This window comes from Ureibacillus sinduriensis BLB-1 = JCM 15800 (assembly GCF_000772955.1).
Lineage (GTDB): Bacteria > Bacillota > Bacilli > Bacillales_A > Planococcaceae > Ureibacillus > Ureibacillus sinduriensis.
On record NZ_JPVO01000051.1, the window covers coordinates 175578 to 197459 of the forward strand.

The following is a 21882-nucleotide window of genomic DNA, read 5'->3' on the forward strand; positions in this document are numbered from 1 at the left end:
ATCATAAATTTAGCGAGCACTATACCTTTGTATGGACCTATCTCATCATTAAAAGATGAATTTCAATTTAATTTAAAATCGCCTGAAGCAAAAACAGCACTTCAAAAACTTATAGAAAAACTAGAAAATGAAGGAATCTAACAGGATTCCTTCGCTCTTTTTATAGACCGCACTTACTTATGATACGGTTCACCCTTAATGATTCTGAAGCTACGATAAATCTGTTCGACCAACACAAGCTTCATTAGCTGGTGGGGAAGCGTCATTTTACCGAAGCTTAGTTTTTCGTCCGCGCGCTTTTGTACATCTTCATGAAGACCGAGTGAACCGCCGATGACAAAGGCGACTTTGCTGGTGCCGTAAGTCATGAGGGATTGGAGGTTTTGGGCCATTTCTTCCGAGGATTTCATTTTCCCATCGATTGCGAGTGCGATGACATGCATGCCGTCATTGATTTTTGCCAAAATCCGTTCTCCTTCTTTTCGTTTCACAATCTCCATTTCCGCTTCGCTTAATTGTTCTGGGGCTTTTTCATCGGGAACTTCCACTAATTCGACCTTGGCGTAACTCCCTAGCCGTTTCACGTATTCATCTATCCCCATCTTTAAATACTTTTCTTTTAATTTTCCGACCGAAATGATCGTGATATTCATAGATTTTTCACCTTTACATTATATTCATAATTAAGCTCCCACAATCGATCCTTTACTAATCTTAACTTGTGGGAACCGATAGCAATGCCCGTTATATATGAGTTCTTTTTTCACTTTAGTTAGAAAATTTAAATACAAACAATTTATCCACGTTAATATTTCATTTACAAACAACTTATCCACAAAAGTTATACACATATCCACAATTAGATTCTATATCTTGTGTAAAGTTATTTACTTGATACAATATATGTTGCATGCTCTTCACAGTAGGAACACTTTGTGGATAACTTTTCGTCATCCGATAGTTTGTCCATAATCGGGAACTCTTTTGTTTCCGCCACGAACATGTCCAAAGCGTGGTCTATATGGTTTTCACAGCTATAATTTGTCACTGGTTGGCACCTCCCTATTTTCAGTAATTTCAACAAACTTATTCACAGTTTATTCTATGTTATCCACAAACTATTGTAACAGACAAAAAAAGAGTAGGAAAGAAAAGGACTTTCTTCCACTACTCACTGTGCATATTTTGCTAAAAGTTATCCACATTTTTAATATTCATTAACCCGATTATACAGTTGTTCCTTCGGTTAGCGTCAATTTTAGCTCCACTAACTTGCCTTGGCGATACACTTTGATTGTTATCGTTTCCCCAATATCTGTTTCATTATATAAATATTGACGCAAGTCAATGGCATTTTCTACTTTCTTTCCGCCCATTTCTACAATAACGTCATATTGTTCCACTCCAGCATTCCCAGCGGCTGAACCTGCCACAACTTCTGACACGACAACACCAGTTGTTACTTCCTCTGGCAAACGTAATTGTTGTTGTTGGTAGAATGCTGGGACATCTGTTAAATCCAATAAACCGATTCCCATCGTTGGGCGTTTTACTTCCCCATTGCTTTCCAACTCCTCGATAATGGGAATTACCGTATTAATTGGAATCGAGAAGCCTAAGCCTTCAATCGTATCTTGGGCAATCTTCATGGAGTTGATACCGACTAATTCGCCCGCAATGTTAATTAATGCCCCGCCGCTGTTCCCAGGATTAATGGCGGCGTCTGTTTGCAGCACTTCCACTTCCCAGTCTTCTGTACCGTCCGCATTTAAGTCAACCGGTACAGAGCGGTCAGTACCTGAAATAACACCGGTTGTCACAGAACCATAGAAATCCAATCCAAGAGGATTCCCTATTGCAATGACTGTTTCACCTTGTTTCAGTACTTCCGAATCCCCAAACTTTGCGACTGTTTTAACATTTTCCGCACTAATAGAGACAACAGCTAAATCTGTCCAAATATCGCTCCCAACTAATTTTGCCTCTTCCTTTGTTCCATCTGCTAGTGTAACTTCCAGCTGTTTCGCACCTTCCACTACATGGTAGTTTGTAATGACATAGGCAAGATCATTATCGACTTTATAAATCACACCCGACCCGCTGCCCGCTTCAGCTGTCGTGGCTTGTTGGTTCCAGAAATCACTTACCTCCTGCATATTTGTAATTCCCACCACTGCTTCAGACACCGATTCAACAGCTGTTGTAATATCGGTTGTTACTTCGGTTGCAGTTTGTGTAACTGTTGATGCTGTGCCATTATTTGAATTTGTTGAGTGACTGGAACTAGGGAGCTGATTCGACAATGACGGCACTAATAGCCATATTAATAGGGCACCGATAATGACACCGGCAAGCCCACTAAAAAAATAACCCGCTTTGTTGCCATTCCCCTTTTTGGAGCGGCGTTTATTTTCCTCTTCCTGCTCACGTCTTAATCGCTCCTGGAGTGGTGAGTAAGAATTTACATGTTCATTTTGTTCTTGCTTATTGTTAATTTCATCTTCATTATAGTAGCTCATCTATTTCATCCTTTCATTCACTTGTTGTCATTATGATACAATCCGAACATTAAAATTACATGAAAATGAAATAAAACAAAATTAAAAAAGAAGATATGACAAAGGGTTGTTTTGTCATATCTTCTTACTGTTAAACTGTTACTAGCAAAGTTGGTTCTTCCGCGTCTGTATCGTGGATATTCACATACTCGCCAGCAATAATACCACAAGATTGCAATGTTTGTGTTACACTCATGCGGGCTAAATCTTTCATATTATTATCTTTGCTCAAATGGGATAAATATATTTGAGTGGGCTTCTCAAAGACCACTTCACTCATAGCAACTGCTGCATCTTCATTTGAAACATGTCCAACATCACTTAAGATTCGACGTTTGACAGACCAAGGATACCGCCCCATTTGAAGCATGCCGATATCATGATTGCTTTCAAATACAAAGGAATCAGCACCTCTTATAATCCCTTTCATCCGATCACTAACATAGCCGGTGTCTGTAATTAAAACCAGCTTGCGCCCATTTTCATGGAACACATAAAACATTGGGTCGACGGCATCATGAGATACTGCAAAAGATTCGATATTCAAAGATCCAAAGGATTGTACAGTCTCCATATTAAAAACAAACTTTTGTTCCAATGGGATGTTTCCGATATGACCTTCCATCGCTTGCCAAGTCTTTTCGTTCGCATATATCGGGACATTATATTTCCGCGCCACAACACCTAGCCCTTTAATATGATCGCTATGTTCGTGCGTTACTAAAATTCCTGATAATTTTTTCATATCACGATCAATTTTAGCAAACAGCTGCTCCATTTTTTTGCCGGTTAAACCGGCATCAACTAGAAATGCATGTTCATCGTTTTCCACATAGACAGCGTTTCCAGTACTTCCACTCGCTAAAACACTAAATCGCATACGATTACTCCCTACTTTTTTCTATTTCTGCCTCTAGATCTATTTCTTTATCATTTGTCATGGCATCTTCTACGGCCTCTTCAACTTCTTCTACCATCGATGTATCCAACGTCAAATCCAGTACCACACCTTCAACAGCATTAACAAAGTATTCTTTTTCTTCACCGGTTTCCGTTTTGACTCGTATTTCCCAAGTTGGCACAAAGACTTGTGTTAACTGCACTAACGTTGAATATCCTAAATTCACTTTGGTTATCGTGGAGTTTGGTGCTAACAGCCCTTTATTATAAAGCATTTGAATTGCATTCAACGGTGTTGTCAGTACTTTTTCTTCCTGGAAGGATTCGAGATCTTCCAAAAGAGTTTGCTCGTATTCTATGATTTCGTTCTGATCATTCCAATGAACTCTCACTAGACCATTTCTAATATAATAGAGTGTCCTTGAATTCGCAGTCTGGAAGAAAGTCGCCGTTTTGTTCGCTTTATCAATTTGCCACAAAGTATAAGAAGCACCATTATAAACATTTAGTTTTAAAAATTCATTATAGGATGTTGCTTCATCTATATTTTTGATTTCAAAGGGTTCTTTTAAAGTGACAGTCAATTTATTTTTATCTATGAAAATATCTTCGGCGTTTCCAAGTTTAAGATCCTCATCCTCAAAGTTCTTTGCTTTTCCTGAAATATAGGCAGCTTTTTCAATATTTGTTGGTAATACCCCATACGATATATTATCATCCTTTAGACGCGCTTCGATATTTTTTTCTCCCAATGTTTCTTTCTGAACTTGCTGCGTTTCAGTATGGCGGTTTAAATACAGCGAGAATAAAAAGACATCTAAAATCAAAAATACGACGATGAATATAGATTTCGATTTACTCCAATCCATACTGGACCCCTCCTACTGATATATTGGTTAAGGGTATCGAACTACCATCTCGAATGACAAACCATCTAGGTTCAAGGGAATAAACTTTTGGCTTTTGCGGGTCTGGTGTTAAATTATAGCCCAGAACCAAATCATCAATATTCTTTAGCGTTTCAAGTGTTTCAATTACTTCTGGACCTGACGGTAATTGATGGGTGCTAGATTCCGACACGCCAAATAAATAATATGGTCTAGTATATTTGAAAACCTGATTGTCTCCCCACGTCACCGTTATTCGAGTTGATGTATTACTGCTGAAGACAGGCAAACCTTGCAGGAATAATTGATATTCGATAATACGGTTTCCAACATTACTGTAGCTATATCTGTAGTCTCCAGTTAAGCCGCCATGCTGATTAATAAAGTCGTAGCTATCTTGGATAAGCTCGGATTGTTCGATTTCCACAATTCTTTCGGATGGGGGGGCATATACATAGCTGATTGTTTTGGTTCTGGAATCAGAAGTCATCATAGCCATTCCATCCGTATAGGTATTGCTCTCGATATTCTTCCGGACTAAATTTGTATCTTTAAATAAGACGTTTTTAAACTTTTCCGAGGAGATCTCGTCAATATAGTACGTGTATTGAACTAGATCAACCGGATTGGATGGTACATATATAGAAAGCTCATTAGGTCTCTCTATTTCTTCGTATGGCACGAATTTTTGAGTAGCCTTTATAAAAGTAGAGTGAAACTGTTCTTCACTAATCGCCACTACTGTTGTGGCAAGTGTTTGTTTTTCCTTGCTAATAAAGGATAATTCCAAAGTTCTTCCCTGATTCTGCTTTAAATTGCTCCAATCAATCAAAATATGACTAAATGTAATTTTATGAAGATCACTTTGAGTGAATTTGAGCACGGATCGAAATGTATCAATCGGTATTTCGGCCGGGAAGAAAAGTGTCATTTGATTTTCTGAATGAATCTTGCTATTAATCTCTTCTTCCGATAAATTACTTTGCATATACATCAATTCGGTTGCATTCAACCCTGCAATGGCTTCCATGACATTTCTAACAGCAGAAGTTGAGACCGTTCCTGAAAAGTTCCCGTTTTCATAAGACAAAATACGATACGGTTTTAATACCTCTTGTATTTCCTTCTCATCCCCGAGCTTAATTTGCTTAACGGCTGAATCCTCTATATTTTCATAATTCGGCGTATAAGTCCAAATTGAAAATGTTAGTATAAGACTTAAAATGACGAGAAGAAACAGGACAAACGATTTAATTTGTTCTACATGTTTCACTCCCAATCACCTGCCTCATCCAACTCAAATGGCAATGTGAAGAATATCGTTGTCCCTACTCCTTCCTCACTTTCCGCCCATATTTTTCCGCCATGTGCTTCAATCATTTCTTTTGCAATCGCAAGACCTAGTCCTGTGCCTCCCATGGCACGCGATCTTGCACGATCCACGCGATAGAAACGGTCAAAGATCTTGTTTACATTTTCTTTTGGAATACCCATGCCGTCGTCAGAAACCATAACTTTCAGCATGTTTTCCTGCACGGTAAAACCGAATCGGATATTCCCGCCATCAGGGGAATATTTCAAAGCATTTGAAATGATGTTATCTATTACTTGTGTCAGCTTGTCCGTATCCACCTCGACAAAATAGGAAGTATCCGGGATATATCGATTAAACTTCACATTTTGTGATTTGGACATTTCAAACCGGTCGATAATTCGATTAAAGAATTTATTGAATTCTACAAATTCCTTATTAATCTTATAATCTCGACTATCCATTTTCGATAGATTTAATAAATCATTCACAAGACGGATCATACGCTCGGTTTCGGTTTGCGTAACATTTAAAAAAGTAGGAGCGATATTTTCATCTCTCCATGCCCCATCCGCCAGTGCTTCCAGATAGCTTCTCATGGTTGTCAGCGGGGTGCGCAATTCATGGGATACATTTGCTACAAACTCTCTTCTTTCCATATCTATCTTCTCTTGCTCCGTTATATCATGAATAACCGTTATTAATCCGTTAACAAAACCGGTTTCCTTCTGGATAACGGAAAAATTCGCTCTTAATATAAACGGCTTATCCTGTGTACTGTAATCTAAATTGATGGATTCCTTCATATGAATCAAATCCTCAAAGCTGTAGTCTTGATCCAACCCCAAAACCGAAGCTATTGGACGGCTTAACGTGGTTTCACGTGTAACATTTAAAAAGTTAAGTGCAGGGTCATTGATCAGAATGACTTTCCCCTTCCGATCAGTCGCAATCACGCCGTCCGTCATATTACTTAAAACCGATGCGAGTTTTCTTCTCTCTGCTTCGGTAGTCGATTGCGCCTCCTGTAACCGATTTGTTAAATGGTTGAAGGCTATGGCAAGTTGACCAATTTCATCGTCTCCATAAACTCGAACCTTTCTTGAATAATTACCACGAGACATTGCCTGTGCCTGTCTGCGCATATCTAAAATAGGCTTGGTGATGGTCTTGGCAAATAATATCCCGAGAATAACAGTAATCGTAAGAGACATAGCGATACCAATCGCAAATATTTGGTTGATATCTTTCATTTGTTCGAAAACACTTTCAATATCAGACTTGATATAAAGTGCACCTATTACTTTGCCATTTGGCCCTACATTATCTTTGATAGGAGCCGCTAGAACCCATACTCGTCTTCCGGATTCCAAAGCAATATTCTCGTAATAGTCCTCAGAGGAAATGGCCCTTGTCACTGTATCATTATTAAATCGCTGCCCAACGATGGATTGGTTGTCCGGATCGGCGGTAGCGAGAACCTTATTATTATCAATAATTAAGATTTCATTGATATCTTCGGTGGCAAATTCCAATAATATAAGGCTTAAGCTCTCTTGCAAGGTTGGTGTGTTTTCAACCCGTTCCTTTACCAATTCTTCTCGAATGCTATATTGAACGAGGTCGATTCGTTGAGTTATGGACTCTTTAAAGTTTTCTTTTAAACTCTCTTCTAACTTTGAAGAAAAGTAAATTCCGATAATTTGTAAAGCAATAACAATGAGCAATACATAGATGAGGACAATTTTTACGTGAATCGATTTAAAAAAGCTCACTTTGTGCATTTAAATTACTCCTGTTCAGGGTTCCGCAAATAATAACCTACTCCGCGACGCGTTACAATCCAGTTTGGATGACTTGGATTATCTTCGATTTTTTCACGCAAACGGCGAATTGTCACATCCACTGTTCGAACATCTCCGAAATAATCATAGCCCCAGACTGTTTGAAGTAAATGCTCACGTGTCATTACTTGCCCAATGTGCTTTGCCAAATAATGCAACAATTCAAATTCGCGGTGCGTTAGTTCAATTGTTTCCCCACGTTTTAAAACTAGATAGGCATCTGGTTGAATAATTAAAGTACCTACTGTAATATCATTTGTTTCTTCTTTAACTTCTTCAGCTTGATTTGACACTTTTAAACGGCGCATATTCGCTTTTACACGGGCGATCAGCTCACGCGTACTGAACGGTTTCGTTACGTAATCATCCGCACCCATTTCCAATCCTAATACTTTATCAATTTCGGATCCCTTTGCTGTCAGCATGATGATGGGGAAATCATACTTTTTGCGAATCTCTCGACAAACTTCCATTCCGTCACGCTTTGGCAGCATAATATCCAGCAACATTAAATCTGGTTGAGATTCTTCAACTTTCTCCAATGCTTCATCACCATCATAGGCACAGATTACCTGGTACCCTTCTTTTACTAAGTTGAATTGCAAAATGTCTGCAATCGGCTTTTCATCATCACAAACTAATATTGTCTTTGTTGTCATCCTATCTCTCTCCTCTTCATTACCAATCTATCTATCGTTCGTTAAATAAGTTCAAAATTTATCACATATTAATGGGCATGCTTGTGCAAGCTCATTATAACTATCAAATGGAATTATTCATGAATCACATAAACAACTGCCTAAATCACTTTCTACAAATAGCATCTAAAATTAATGCATATCGCTATTATACCAAATAAACACCTTCAATAAGTATTAGAAACCGTTAATCTATTAATCAGTATTATCTAAATAGGTTGTTTTCTTTCCTCAATCGGATTCATTTATTTATTTTCTGGGAAATATTTCGACAAATTTAGTCATTTGTATTTTTGAAAGATTGCCACCAACATAATGTTTTACAAATCAATTTTTGAATGGCCATATATATAGCAACCGTGGATGATTAATGTTTACTCACATCCTTTAAATAGAAAAAGACAGCCCTTGTAAAATTGGACTGCCTTTCATACTTTAGTGATTCACATATGATAATGGATTAACGAGTGCTCCATTTTCGTGTATTTCAAAGTGTAAATGTGTACCGGTAGATCGGCCAGTCGATCCCATAATCCCGATAACAGCACCTTGAGGCACCACTTGTCCTACACTTACATGTATTTCTGAGAGATGTGCATACACCGTTTCATAGCCATTGTTATGGTTAATGACAATTTTTTGACCATATGTCCCATCCCAACCTGTAGCAGTGACAACACCATTATCGGAAGCTTTGATCTCATAGCTGGAAGGGCGAGCTATATCGATTCCTCGATGGTAGCTTCCCCACCGTGAACCCATCTGGCTTGAAATATATCCACCAACTGCCGGCCATGCAAAATTGCCGGTACCGCGGGAAGAAATAACTTTAGTTCCTTCAATAGTAATGCTGTCAACAGGTTCAGTTAAAACCGTTTCATTTGTAACCGTCTTATCAACAACAGCACCATTTACTTGGGATATTACATAAGATACTTCTTTTTTCCCTTTAGATCCTTCTTGCTTAACAACCGTTTCACCTTTGAACATTGTCTCGTCTTCCTCCACGATTTTTTCAAAAGGGATTTCGGCTAACGTATTTTTTTCTTTCAAGATTTGAACATTTACTAGTGGTTTTTCAACAGTAACATTTATTTCTTGGCCTATTTGCAGTATAGAGTCCTCTGTTAAGCCTGGGTTTAATTCCAAAACTTGAGCGGTAGAAAGATTATGGGCACTTGCGATCGACCCAAGTACATCTCCTGGTTGCACCGCATATTTTTCCCTTTCAAGAGAACCTGTTTTTAAGTAATCGACAGCTTTGGTTGGTGTTAATATTTGTGCTGGATCCGTTTTCGTTTCAACACCCGAGATATCTTCTACCAGTTTAATTTCTTTAATCCGTGTTTCATCTGCTTTTAAAGCGGGTAGTGTTTCTGCAGTAGCATTAGATTCATATTGTTGCAATTCCGCTTCAGTCACATATTGAAGTTTCAACAAACGGATCGTCTTTTCATAATCAGCTTGATCCTTTAGATAAACTACTGGTTGCCCGCCAATTTGTAAGGCATAGCTTTCTGCTTTAACAATCATATTTTCTTCTAGCTTTTCAATCGTATGAGCATCGTCCGTTTCATATGAAAACACTTGTTCCGGAATGATCGTAACATTCGATTGGTCATCTATGTTGTAGTCTGTATATACTTCTTTTGCTTTTTGTACTTTTGTTTCAACTATCTCGGTAACAGTTTCTTCATTTGAGACTGCTCCTATATATGTATCCCCTAGATAAATGTGGTATATTTTTTCAAATGTATTTGCACTTGTTTCATTCGCAAATGTATGGCTAGTACTAATTGCTGTAATTAAAAAAGTAGTTATAACTGCTTTCTTAAAAAAATTAGTTTTACCTGATTTAAGACTTATAGTTTGTTTCTTTGTAAAGTCTCCGTTGATGTTCCATTTCGAACTCATGATAAAGCCCCTTCCAAAGATCACCCACTCAATGGGTTATTTTCCATGTGAAATTTTCACTTTTTTAATGTACCATAATCTTTTTTTCTATTAAACCATTTGAGTCCTTTGTAATGAAAATGTATTATTTGAATATTGACTGTTACAAAGAGTGTAAATAGAACTGGCTCAATACACTAACTTTCTATCAATAAGATATTTTTAGTCTTTTTCTATCTTTACCATAAAATACTTTTATATTTATCATAATTTTTTGCTCTTTGTTTATATTGTTTGTAATTTTCAGTATAATTATATTGTTCTAGACTTTCGCAATTCCTTGATCTCCTCGATTAAACGCTCACTATTCGGCCTAAGCAAATTAGGTAAATATTCTCATTGATTTTAGTATCATGATTTCTAATTTTATCGATTTCAAATTAATACACTTATAAGAGAGATTGGGGGGAATTAATGTATACCAAGAAAGCCATTCACGCTTCCGAAATTAATAAGGTAAGTATGGGTACAAAAATATTACGTATTGTGATGACGATCATTGGGGCTCTAATCTTTGCTGTAGGACTCGAGTTATTTTTAGTGCCCAATACAGTAATGGATGGAGGTATCGTCGGAATATCCATTATTTTATCCCATCTAACTGGAATTCCTACTGGGGTATTCATCTTCGTCATTAACATACCTTTTATCTACATAGGCTATAAACAAATCGGTAAAACCTTTGCTTTCATGTCCCTGCTTGGCATTACAATCCTATCCGTGGCAACCGTGGTTATGCATCATATACAGCCATTTACATCAGATTTACTCTTAGCTACCGTCTTTGGCGGTATTTTGTTGGGCGTGGGCGTTGGATTAGTGATCCGGTATGGAGGTTGTCTGGATGGTACTGAAGTGATGGCCATCTTATCGAATAAAAAACTTCCCTTTTCAGTGGGGGAGATTATTCTAATTATTAATCTTGCCATATTTGCCATTGCCGGTTTTGTTTTCACATGGGAACAAGCGATGTATTCTGTCATCGCCTATTTTATCGCATCAAAGGTTATTGATATTGTCGTGCTAGGTATGGAAGAGTCAAAATCTGTTTACATCATAAGCGAGGAAATTGAGGAAATCGGCCAGGCTATTATGGCGCGGCTAGGCCGTGGCGTAACCTATCTTCATGGAGAAGGTGCCTATACGGGGAACAATAAAAAAGTTATTTTCTGCATCATCACTCGGCTAGAGGAGTCAAAAATGAAAGAAATTGTACGAACAATTGATACACAAGCCTTTTTGGCTATCGGGAATATTAGCGAAGTGAAGGGTGGCCGCTTCAAGAAGAAGGCCATTCACTAGAAAAAAAACTACTAATTGGTCCTTAATAACCACTAGTAGTTTTTTTTATTGTTATGTCGCAAGTTTCAAAGCAAATTGAAAGGTATTAATCCCAAATTGGATTAACTATGTTCGTCTGTTCGCGTGCTGGTCCTACTGAGAATGTCATTAAATTGATTCCAGTTAGTTCCACTACGCGCTCTACGTATTTACGTGCATTTTCTGGAAGTTCTTCTAAAGTGCGAACACTAGTAATATCTTCTTCCCAACCTGGCAGTTCTTCATAAACTGGTTTACATGCCTCTAATACGTGTAAGCTAGCTGGATATTCAGTGATCGTTTCACCATTATATTCGTATGCCGTACAAATTTTAACTGTTTCAAGCCCTGATAATACATCGATTGAATTCAATGCTAAGTCAGTAATCCCGCTTACACGGCGAGAGTGACGGACCACTACAGAGTCAAACCAACCTACACGGCGGGGACGGCCTGTTGTCGTTCCATATTCACGGCCCACTTCACGGATTTGCTGCCCTACTTCATCGAATAGTTCTGTCGGGAATGGGCCGTCACCTACGCGGGAAGTATAAGCTTTACATACACCAACCACGCGAGAGACATGGGATGGTCCAATACCGGTACCCGTTGTAACGCCACCTGCAACAGGATTGGAAGATGTAACATATGGATAAGTTCCATGATCGACGTCCAACATAACGCCCTGCGCTCCTTCAAATAGAACACGGCCACCTTCATCCAATACATCATTTAACACTTTAGAAGTATCTGTTACGTATTTTGCAAGTTCTTGTCCATATCCATAAAATTCTTCAAAAATATCTTCAAATTTTAGGCCTTCCACTTCGTAGAATTTTTCGAAAAGGCGGTTTTTCTTTTCTAGATTCTCACGTAGTTTTTGTTCAAACACTTCACGTTCAAGTAAGTCCGCAATACGGATTCCCATACGGGCAATTTTATCTTGGTAGCATGGGCCGATTCCTTTGCACGTCGTACCGATTTTATTATCTCCACGAGATGCTTCATCCACTTTATCTTGATAGATGTGATAAGGAAGTATCACTTGAGCACGATTGGAGATACGCAAGTTTGACGTATCAATCCCTCGTTCTTGCAAACCTTTTAATTCAGACACAAGAGATTTTGGGTTGATGACCATCCCATTACCCATTACTGAAGATTTTTCTTTATAAAAAATACCTGATGGAATTAAATGCAACTTATATGTTTCATCGCCAATTTTGATTGTATGACCTGCGTTATCGCCACCTGAAAAACGAGCAATTATATCTGCCTTTTTAGATAGGAAATCGGTAATTTTCCCTTTACCTTCGTCTCCCCACTGTGTTCCTACAACTACAACTGATGTCATATCAGCACCTCCGCTAGTCTCAAGTACGTTTATTATTCTCATTCATAAGGTAAACATCCTATTAATTAATATGAACAACTCGTACCATTGTAATCTCTATAACTTATTTGTTTATACTTACTCATTAATCGTTTCACTATACCAAACAGCTTTAATTGTACAGTGATTACCAGTGGAAGTCAATGGAGGATAAGAAAAAACACGAACAAATGATTAGTTACTATTAATCATTGTTCGTGTTCTGAAATCAATATTGCTACCCTGCATTAGCCGGCATCGGGTGCTGCGACCAGTCAATATTGATAAACTTATTGAATTCCTTTTTAAATGCCAACGTTACCGTACCGGTAGGACCATTACGCTGTTTTGCTATAATGATTTCAATCATATTTTTGCTTTCACTTTCTTTATCATAATAATCATCACGATATAAGAATGCGACTATATCAGCATCTTGCTCGATACTTCCCGATTCACGGATATCACTCATCATCGGCCGTTTATCTTGACGTTGCTCAACACCACGGGATAACTGAGATAAGGCGATAACCGGTACTTTCAATTCACGGGCTAGTGCTTTCAATGAACGCGAGATTTCGGATACCTCTTGTTGACGGTTTTCGCCACTTCGCCCGCTCCCTTGGATTAACTGCAAGTAATCGATCAGGATCATCCCTAAACCATGTTCCTGTGCAAGACGGCGGCATTTGGCACGAATTTCGTTGATGCGGAGACCAGGTGTATCATCGATAAATATGCCCGAATTTGATAAACTTCCCATTGCCATCGTTAATTTACTCCAGTCATCAGAAGTCAAAGCACCTGTACGCAAAGCTTGTGCATCAATATTGCCTTCTGCACATAACAAACGCATAACGAGTTGTTCTGCTCCCATCTCCAGAGAGAAGATTGCTACATTTTCACGTGCTTTAATCGCCACATTTTGTGCGATATTCAGGGCAAAGGCTGTTTTACCTACAGATGGACGAGCTGCTACAATAATTAGATCATTGCGCTGGAAGCCTGCTGTCATATGATCTAAATCATTAAATCCTGTCGGAATACCCGTTACATCGCCATCTCTAAATTGAAGTTGTTCAATATTGTCATAGGTTTGAACAAGCACTTCCTTAACGTGTTTGAAGTCACCGGCATTCTTGCGGTTCGCGACTTCCATCATTTTCTTTTCCGCTTCTGATAAAAGTGCCTCCACTTCATCTTCCCGTGTATAACCATCTTCTGCAATTTTGGTTGCTACACGGATTAGTCGGCGTAAAAGTGCCTTTTCTTCAACAATCTTTGCATAATAAGCAATATTGGCAGCTGTTGGGACAGCATTCGCTAATTCGGTTAAGTAAGAAAGACCACCAACGTCTTCAAGTTCTTTTCGAACCGAAAGTTCTTCTGTAACAGTGACAACATCTATCGCATTTCCTTGATCACTTAAATCCAGCATGGTTTGGAAGATTTTTTTATGGGCAATTCGATAAAAATCGTCCGGTATTAAAATTTCGGATGCTGTTATTAAGCTTTGTGGTTCAAGAAATATCGCACCAATAACCGATTGTTCTGCTTCATGGTTATGCGGTGGAACGCGGTCCATAACGGAATCGTTCATAGACATCTCTCCTTAAGCCTCTTCAACTACATGTACTTTTAAAGTTGCTTTTACTTCTTGATGTAATTTAACAGGAACATTCGTATATCCCAAAGAACGGATACCGTCGCAGTCCATCTTACGTTTATCGATTTTGATGCCATGTGCTTTTTCTAGGCTTGAAGCAATTTGCTTTGTTGAGATTGAACCGAACAATCTGCCGCCTTCACCTGATTTTGCTTTAATTTCAACTTCCAATTTTTCAATATGTTCTTTTAAATCCTTTGCCGCTTGTAGCTCGGCTGCTGCATTTTTTTCTTCTAACTTCTTTTGCCCTTGCAGTTGACTTAATGCTTGGTTGGATGCTTCCACAGCATAGCCATTTTTTATTAGGAAGTTTTGTGCATAACCATCTGCCACATTTTTAACTTCGCCTTTTTTTCCTTTACCTTTAACATCTTTCAGAAATACTACTTTCATTCTCCATTACTCCCTTCAAGTGTTTCCAATATTGCTTTTGTTAAACGACTCATAACTTCTTCTATAGTCTCTGCATCGATTTGACAAGCTGCATTTGTTAAATGCCCTCCGCCGCCTAGGTTCTCCATAATTACCTGAACATTGATGTCACCCAATGATCGTGCACTAATGCCTATTAAACCGTCTGGACGATGGGCAATGACAAAGGAGGCTGTTACATCCTTCATCGTCAATAAAATATCAGCTGTTTGTGCGATTAAAACCGAGTCGTACTTTTTATCATCTTCACCTCTGGCGACTGCAATGCCAGGGTATACAAATTCAACCGTTTGTATGATTTTTGAACGTATAATGTACGTATCGATATCTTCTTTTAATAATTGTTGAACAAGGATTGTATCCGCCCCGTATGTTCTTAAGTATGATGCCGCTTCAAAAGTACGTGCCCCTGTTCTTAAAGTGAAGCTTTTCGTATCTACGATGATTCCGGATAACAAGGAAGTTGCTTCTAGCTTAGTCAACTTTTCATTTTCCGGCTGATACTCGAGTAACTCCGTGATCAGTTCTGCTGTAGAGGAGGCGTATGGCTCCATATAAACAAGTGTCGGGTTCTGGATAAATTCTTCACCGCGTCGATGGTGGTCAATTACCACGACCTTGTCTGATCGTTTTAATAGACGTGGATCCATCACTAGGCTTGGTTTATGTGTATCTACTACAATGACTAAAGATTTATCGGTCATCATGGAAAGAGCTTCTTCCGGTGAAATAAAGTAACGGTAGAGATCCGTATTTATTTCAATCTCATTCATTAATCTGCTGACACTGCCATTCAGTTCTTCGAAGTTGACTACCACATAGCCTTTCACTTGATTTTTTTGAGCCATCTTACGAACACCGATTGCCGCCCCGATTGCATCCATATCAGGGTTTTTGTGACCCATGATAAATACCTGGTCGCTCTCGATAACCAAATCCTGTAATGCATGGGAAATGACCCGTGCCCTTACTCTCGTACGTTTCTCAACCGGATTTGTCTTTCCGCCATAGAACTTCAACTTGCCGCTTGGCTGTTTGATGGCGACCTGGTCACCGCCTCGACCCAACACTAAATCAAGACTGGATTGGGCTAATTCGCCTAATTTAATGAGGGAGGAGGAGCCTGCACCGACACCAATGCTTAGTGTAAGCGAGAGATTTTTTTGGGCTGTCTTTTCACGGATATCATCTAAAATGGAGAATTTCCTCTTCTCCAATTCTTCCAAAATCGACTCATTTAAGACCGCCAAAAACCGATCGGATGAGATTCTTTTGGCAAATATGCCATGTTCAAAAGCCCAGTCGTTAATAATAGATGTAACCACCGTATTCGTTAAACTTCTTGACTGGTCATCCATCCCTTGGGTGATCTCATCATAATTATCTATAAATAAAATTGCTATAACGGTACGATCTGCAAAGTATTTGGACTCAATATTTACTTGCTCTGTCACATCAAAGAAATAAAGGAGCTTTTCTTCCTGCTTATAGACCACTTTATATTTACGTTCATTAATTGTAACGGTTTGTTCACGCTTCTCTTCTGATTTAATCAGGCTGTATAGTTCATCTGAAAGATCGAACATTTCCAGACCGATTAATGAATCTTCCTCCAAAATTTCGGACATATAGGGGTTTGCCCATTCAATATCAAACTTATCATTTACAAGTAAAATTCCGATCGGCATTTCCAACAAAGCTTCGGAACCTACTTTTTTCATGCGGAACGACAGTGATTCAATATGTTTTTCAGTTTGTGAGAAGGTGATTTTTTCAATTCTCCATGCATATACTAACCCGATGGATGTGACTACTGCATAGGCAATGCCTAACCAAATATTCCAAATGGTCAGTAGGATGGCACCTAGTAAGCCAATCATCGTTAGATACATAAGCGGATGTCGAATCATTCGCTTCCTATAGGTATCCATTTTATCAGCTCCCTACTTCTGAATCTTACCTTTGACAATCGAACGTATGTCAAAACCTAAATCCAATATCCCTATGAGTACAAAGAAGGAATACAGTGGAATTGCCATTAAGGCTGCTAGCACCTTTAAGAAAGGTGGAGAACCATATGCATCAAGGACAAAATAAACGAGTGATATCCCTTGCAAGGTTAACAGCAACCAGAGTACTAGTGAAAAGTTTAAACAAATGACGTATAGTGCAGTACCACTTTCAGGGCTAATAAATAAATTGATTGTCAATACAATTAAGTAATACCATAATACCGCTCTTGGCAACCGCATATTCTTAAATGCATGAAATTTTGGAACATTAATTCCTAGGCGTTTTAGCATTGGTAGATTAATCGAGATCATAATAAACGAAATGAAAAATATTGATATTGTGATTGTAGCTGGAATCAAAATCTCCATCGTATCAAACATTCTACTCAACATTTGTTCGTCGATAGGTGTTTGGTTTGTAAAATTTTGTGAAAGTTCAATGGACCTTTGATAACTTTCACGCGCGATTGTCATGAAATCTTTAATAATGTCTATTTCAAATAACTTTAAAGCGATAAGATATTCTATCGCAAATGTTACGAGTGATGTAATCCCTGTAGACATTAGTAAAAATACTTTGCTTCTTTTTAATCTCAGCGCATCCCCTATGACAACCCCGATTGCTGCAAACATCATAGCAAAAGGAATAATCAACAATCCCCCAAAGAAGAAGGAAATGACGCATCCTATCGATGCTACTAATAGCGAGGATTTCCGATCATATTTCGCACTATACCAAGCTAATGGCAGTGGAGCAAACAAGCTAGCAACAAGACTAATGATTGGAACATAAAATGCGATGGCAATAAAAATGGCAAATAGTGCTATCATCATAGCACCATGGGAAAGCCTTCTGGTTTGATTATTCGGCATTTATAACCTTCCTTTGACTAATTAAAAAAATTCTTGTCATTCATATATTGTACCATCTTTTTATATAATGGACAAAATTGCGAGGATGAAGGATATTCATTTCAGGCAATCCACTTATTTATTACATCCGTTTTTTGGGGACTATCTTTTATCAATGAAAAAGGTACATACAAAAAAAGTACAACAATGGGTTCATCACCCTTGTTGTACTTTTAATAAGATTCATCTTATTTATCTTCCGCTACGAATGGAAGAAGAGCCATAATACGAGAACGTTTAATAGCTGTAGTTAATTTGCGTTGGTATTTTGCACTTGTACCAGTTACGCGACGTGGTAAGATTTTACCGCGCTCAGAAATGAACTTTTTAAGTAAATCTACATCTTTATAATCGATTGTAGTAATGTTGTTTGAAGTGAAGTAACAAACTTTACGGCGTTTGCGGCCTCCGCGACGTTGTGCCATTTCGATATTCCTCCTTTATTAGTTTTTAGTTTCACGAATTACGCCGATCTAGCAGTCCAGCACACACATTAGCTCTTTGGAACGAATATGCTTCGCTTTCCCAATTAGAATGGCAAATCATCCTCGGAAACTTCGATAGGTCCTTTGCTCGATGCAAATGGATCCTCATCAACACGTGTATAATTTTGCTGATTAGCAGAAGGTTGAGATTGTTGGTAGGATGGAGCAAATGGATCTTGATCCATATTGCCGCCGCCAAATTGTTGGTTTGATTGGCTCGTACCATATGAAGGTTGGTTGCCTCCATATTGCGGTTGCCCCCCATACTGTTGATTTGGCGTTCCACCACCAGTGTTCCGCGGTTCCAAGAATTGTACAGCATCCGCAACAACATCTGTTGTATAAACACGTTTTCCATCTTGACCTTCAAAGCTACCTGTCTGGATACGGCCTTCCACACCAATCAAACTTCCTTTTCTCATGAAGTTGGCTAAGTTTTCGGCTTGTTTCCTCCAAGCGATACATCCGATGAAGTCTGCTTCACGATCACCTGATTGGTTCGAAAATGTTCTGTTCACAGCTACTGTGAAACGAGTCATAGGAACGCCACTCGGTGTATAACGAAGCTCTGGATCTTTCGTAAGTCTTCCAACTAGTACGACACGGTTTATCACAATTTCAACCTCCTTTTTCAGCGATTTTTGTTAAGTTTAAATGTTAATTATGCTTCTTCACGAACAGCCATGTGACGGATAATGTCTTCGCTGATGTTAGCTAAACGAGTGAATTCGTTGATTGCTTCTGTACCAGCGTTAACTTTCACGATTTGGTAGTAACCTTCACGGAAGTCGTTGATTTCATAAGCTAAGCGGCGTTTGCCCCACTCTTTAGACTCGATGATTTCAGCGCCGTTTGAAGTTAAAACTTCATTGAAGCGTTCTACTAATGCTTTTTTCGCATCGTCTTCAATGTTCGGACGAACGATGTACATTACTTCATACTTTTTCATCTATTTTGCACCTCCTTATGGACTTGGGCTCTCCGATAGTACGGGAGCAAGGAGTAAGTAATACATACTCACATCGTAGAATTGTACCACACGGTTTGCCTTTTTGCAACAATGAAAGCTGCATTCAAAAAAAGAAACATAACCTTTATAATGAAATGAAGAAGGGAGATGTCAGTATACAATGTTTGCAAATGAAGTACCCACGATCATTGAAATCGATATGCGGCGAATTGCAAAAATAAATATATGGTTGACTATATGTCTATGTTTATTGTTTTTAATTTTGAACGGCTTGATTCATCAAAACTTTTCAGGTTCCATGAACATTTGGGATTTCTTCCTATTTTTCGTATTGTATATTGTACTGATTGCACTTCATGAAATTTTTCATTTAATAGGTTTTATGCTTTTTGGAAAAGTAAGGTTCAGCCAACTGGATTATGGCGTCAATTTAAAGCTTGGAGTTGCCTATGCTACTACAACACAGCCACTGACAAATAAGGCGATGAAACGGTCACTGTTATTGCCTTTTTGGACGACAGGCGCCCTGCCTTCGTTAGCCGGCTTTATGTTGAATTCGAATCTGCTTGTCATTGTGGGAGCCTTTTTGATTGCCGGGGCAGCAGGCGATTTTTATATGTACAAAGAATTACGCAGATTCCCGAATGGCGCTTTGATTAAAGACGATCCGGAGCTGCCTCGGTTATACGTATTTCAAGAAAGGATCTAACGATTTCTAATCAAGTAAAACTAATTGCGCCAAATGAAGTATTTTATGCATGGCAGAAGAGCAGTCAGTAATCAATGACTGCTCTTTTGCCATTAATAAAACTAGAGAAACCCTTAAACTATTAATATTTTTTTAAAAAAGTACAAAAAACGGATAAATAGAATGATATTTATTATATTTTTGGGTAATGGAGAAATACAATAAGGACCAAATAACTTATTGAATAACTACTAAAAAGGAGGCGCTTTTTTGAGAAAACGTATCACCCTATTACTAGTATTCATTCTATCATTTTCTCTTCTAACTCCGACTGAATCAGATGCAAATGTCTTGGAAAAAGGGAATGCAAACAATAACAAAGAACGAGTCATTGTGTTATTTAAAGAAAAAGCGGATAAGCAATTAATATCCAATGCCAAAGGTCAAATACATCGTGAGTACAAGGCGGTACCGGCTTTAGCAATAACAGTTCCTCCAACTGCAATTAAAGGTTTGCAAAAGAATCCAAACGTTATTGCTGTGGAAAAAGATGTCACTGTAAAAATCTCTTCCCAAACCCAAGACTGGGGGATTCAGCGCATTAATGCTCCCAAAACATGGTCAGGCGGTATAACAGGGAAAGGAATAAAAGTTGCCGTTGTTGATACAGGAATCGCCGCTCATGACGATTTATCGATTGCAGGCGGAGTCTCCTTCACTAGTTATACTCCTTCTTACCAAGATGATAACGGTCATGGCACACATGCCGCTGGAATCATTGGGGCCAAAAATAACACCATTGGAACTGTTGGCGTTGCGCCGGATGCAAGCCTTTATGCGGTAAAAGCATTGGATGCCAATGGCAGCGGTTACCTATCTGATATCATTGCAGGGATTGATTGGTCCATCAATAATAAAATGAATATCATCAATTTGAGTTTAGGGACGCCAACCGGATCATTAACTTTGAAAGAAACAGTAGATCGTGCTTACAATCAAGGAATTTTAGTGGTGGCTGCTGCCGGCAATAGTGGAACAGTCGATGGTGCGGGGGATACTGTCAATTACCCTGCTTATTATGATTCAACGATTGCGGTTGCTGCAACCAACAACTTAGATTCAAGAGCTTCCTTTTCATCAACAGGCAATGCAGTGGATGTAGCGGCTCCGGGGGAACGCATCTTAAGTACTTATATAGGAAATCAATATGTTTATATGAGTGGTACATCAATGGCTGCCCCCTATGTATCAGGTAATTTGGCATTATTAAAACAAGCTAATCCAACACTTGCAGCTGCAGAGTTACGTTCAAAATTAGAAAAAGGTACGTTGGATATTGGGATTGTTGGAAAAGATGCATACTTTGGTTTCGGGTTGATTCAGGCACCTATCGTTTCGACGAATAACACAACACCAGTGTCATTAAAAATCAATACAACACTAACTACCAATAAAACATCATATCTTGCCGGGGAAACAGTTTCCATTTACACAAAAGCTGTAGATGCCAATGGAAGTGCCCTTTCCAATGCAACTGTAACCCTTATGATTACATCTCCAACAGGCGGAACAACCAGTGTAAAAGCTCAGACAGATTCGAATGGTATGATTACATGCAACATGTCGACCACAAGATATACGACAAAAGGGACATATAAAGTGAAGGCTGAAACAACGAAACTCAATTACACAAGCAGTTCAGCTACAACTTCGTTCCAAATTCGATAAACTGTTTAAAAACGCTCGGCTCTTCGTGGCCGAGTATTTTCTTACTCAGATATCTAAGGAAATTAAAAATGAAGAATATTGGCGAGTTCATTTAAGAAGCAGACAAAAATCAACCGCCACCATGCTAGGATGTTACCTAGATGAT

At 38.6% G+C, this 21882-nt stretch carries 20 protein-coding genes; 3 read left to right on the top strand and 17 right to left on the bottom strand.

Features of this window, described 5'->3' with window-relative positions; translation table 11 throughout:
• Window positions 1–173: 173 nt before the first annotated feature.
• From rlmH to CD33_RS11485, 9 genes are all read right to left on the bottom strand, one after another.
• On the bottom strand, window positions 174–653 hold the full coding sequence (gene rlmH / locus CD33_RS11445) for a 23S rRNA (pseudouridine(1915)-N(3))-methyltransferase RlmH (protein WP_036200927.1): 480 nt from the start codon (window positions 651–653) through the stop codon (window positions 174–176).
• Between the two features lie 230 nt (window positions 654–883).
• Entirely contained in the window at window positions 884–1048 is a 165-nt protein-coding gene (locus CD33_RS19880) for a CxxH/CxxC protein (RefSeq protein ID WP_036200928.1), read from the bottom strand.
• A gap of 178 nt (window positions 1049–1226) precedes the next feature.
• Window positions 1227–2519 (bottom strand): S1C family serine protease, encoded by a 1293-nt coding sequence (locus CD33_RS11455; RefSeq protein ID WP_036200929.1) that lies wholly within the window; start codon window positions 2517–2519, stop codon window positions 1227–1229.
• A 130-nt stretch (window positions 2520–2649) separates the two neighbouring features.
• Window positions 2650–3438: an MBL fold metallo-hydrolase gene (locus tag CD33_RS11460; RefSeq protein ID WP_036200931.1), complete on the bottom strand. Its 789-nt coding sequence runs from the start codon at window positions 3436–3438 to the stop codon at window positions 2650–2652.
• A 4-nt stretch (window positions 3439–3442) separates the two neighbouring features.
• Window positions 3443–4327: a two-component system regulatory protein YycI gene (locus CD33_RS11465; protein WP_084591330.1), complete on the bottom strand. Its 885-nt coding sequence runs from the start codon at window positions 4325–4327 to the stop codon at window positions 3443–3445.
• Complete coding sequence (locus CD33_RS11470; RefSeq protein ID WP_176400079.1) at window positions 4314–5618, bottom strand: YycH family regulatory protein; 1305 nt, start codon at window positions 5616–5618, stop codon at window positions 4314–4316. The genes CD33_RS11465 and CD33_RS11470 overlap by 14 nt, the downstream gene beginning before the upstream one ends.
• Window positions 5615–7441: a cell wall metabolism sensor histidine kinase WalK gene (walK, locus tag CD33_RS11475; RefSeq protein WP_036200933.1), complete on the bottom strand. Its 1827-nt coding sequence runs from the start codon at window positions 7439–7441 to the stop codon at window positions 5615–5617. Before walK ends, CD33_RS11470 begins: the two co-directional genes overlap by 4 nt.
• A 5-nt stretch (window positions 7442–7446) precedes the next feature.
• Window positions 7447–8160, bottom strand: coding sequence for a response regulator YycF (yycF, locus tag CD33_RS11480; RefSeq protein ID WP_036200934.1), 714 nt, complete (start codon window positions 8158–8160; stop codon window positions 7447–7449).
• A gap of 474 nt (window positions 8161–8634) precedes the next feature.
• Window positions 8635–10113 (bottom strand): M23 family metallopeptidase, encoded by a 1479-nt coding sequence (locus CD33_RS11485; protein ID WP_036200936.1) that lies wholly within the window; start codon window positions 10111–10113, stop codon window positions 8635–8637.
• A 501-nt stretch (window positions 10114–10614) separates the two neighbouring features.
• On the opposite strand from CD33_RS11485, the gene CD33_RS11490 reads away from it, so the two are divergent.
• A complete protein-coding gene (locus tag CD33_RS11490) occupies window positions 10615–11454 on the top strand; it encodes a YitT family protein (protein WP_235863316.1) in 840 nt (279 codons plus the stop codon).
• 85 nt (window positions 11455–11539) lie between these two features.
• Here the strand turns inward: CD33_RS11490 and CD33_RS11495 are convergent, their stop codons facing one another.
• From CD33_RS11495 to rpsF, 8 genes are all read right to left on the bottom strand, one after another.
• Window positions 11540–12826: an adenylosuccinate synthase gene (locus CD33_RS11495; protein ID WP_036200939.1), complete on the bottom strand. Its 1287-nt coding sequence runs from the start codon at window positions 12824–12826 to the stop codon at window positions 11540–11542.
• A gap of 256 nt (window positions 12827–13082) precedes the next feature.
• Window positions 13083–14444, bottom strand: coding sequence for a replicative DNA helicase (gene dnaB, locus CD33_RS11500; RefSeq protein ID WP_036200941.1), 1362 nt, complete (start codon window positions 14442–14444; stop codon window positions 13083–13085).
• A gap of 12 nt (window positions 14445–14456) precedes the next feature.
• Complete coding sequence (gene rplI / locus CD33_RS11505) at window positions 14457–14903, bottom strand: 50S ribosomal protein L9 (RefSeq protein WP_036200943.1); 447 nt, start codon at window positions 14901–14903, stop codon at window positions 14457–14459.
• Window positions 14900–16873, bottom strand: coding sequence for a DHH family phosphoesterase (locus CD33_RS11510; RefSeq protein WP_036200944.1), 1974 nt, complete (start codon window positions 16871–16873; stop codon window positions 14900–14902). Before CD33_RS11510 ends, rplI begins: the two co-directional genes overlap by 4 nt.
• A 12-nt stretch (window positions 16874–16885) precedes the next feature.
• Window positions 16886–17827: a YybS family protein gene (locus CD33_RS11515; RefSeq protein ID WP_036200945.1), complete on the bottom strand. Its 942-nt coding sequence runs from the start codon at window positions 17825–17827 to the stop codon at window positions 16886–16888.
• 227 nt (window positions 17828–18054) lie between these two features.
• A complete protein-coding gene (gene rpsR / locus CD33_RS11520) occupies window positions 18055–18291 on the bottom strand; it encodes a 30S ribosomal protein S18 (RefSeq protein WP_036172223.1) in 237 nt (78 codons plus the stop codon).
• Window positions 18292–18395: 104 nt separating this feature from the next.
• Window positions 18396–18965, bottom strand: coding sequence for a single-stranded DNA-binding protein (gene ssb, locus CD33_RS11525; RefSeq protein WP_036200946.1), 570 nt, complete (start codon window positions 18963–18965; stop codon window positions 18396–18398).
• A gap of 47 nt (window positions 18966–19012) precedes the next feature.
• Window positions 19013–19300: a 30S ribosomal protein S6 gene (rpsF, locus tag CD33_RS11530; RefSeq protein ID WP_036200947.1), complete on the bottom strand. Its 288-nt coding sequence runs from the start codon at window positions 19298–19300 to the stop codon at window positions 19013–19015.
• Window positions 19301–19481: 181 nt separating this feature from the next.
• Between rpsF and CD33_RS11535 the strand changes: the two genes are divergently transcribed.
• Window positions 19482–20030, top strand: coding sequence for a DUF3267 domain-containing protein (locus CD33_RS11535; protein WP_036200949.1), 549 nt, complete (start codon window positions 19482–19484; stop codon window positions 20028–20030).
• A 249-nt stretch (window positions 20031–20279) separates the two neighbouring features.
• Window positions 20280–21737: a S8 family peptidase gene (locus CD33_RS11540; RefSeq protein WP_036200950.1), complete on the top strand. Its 1458-nt coding sequence runs from the start codon at window positions 20280–20282 to the stop codon at window positions 21735–21737.
• Window positions 21738–21882: the final 145 nt, after the last annotated feature.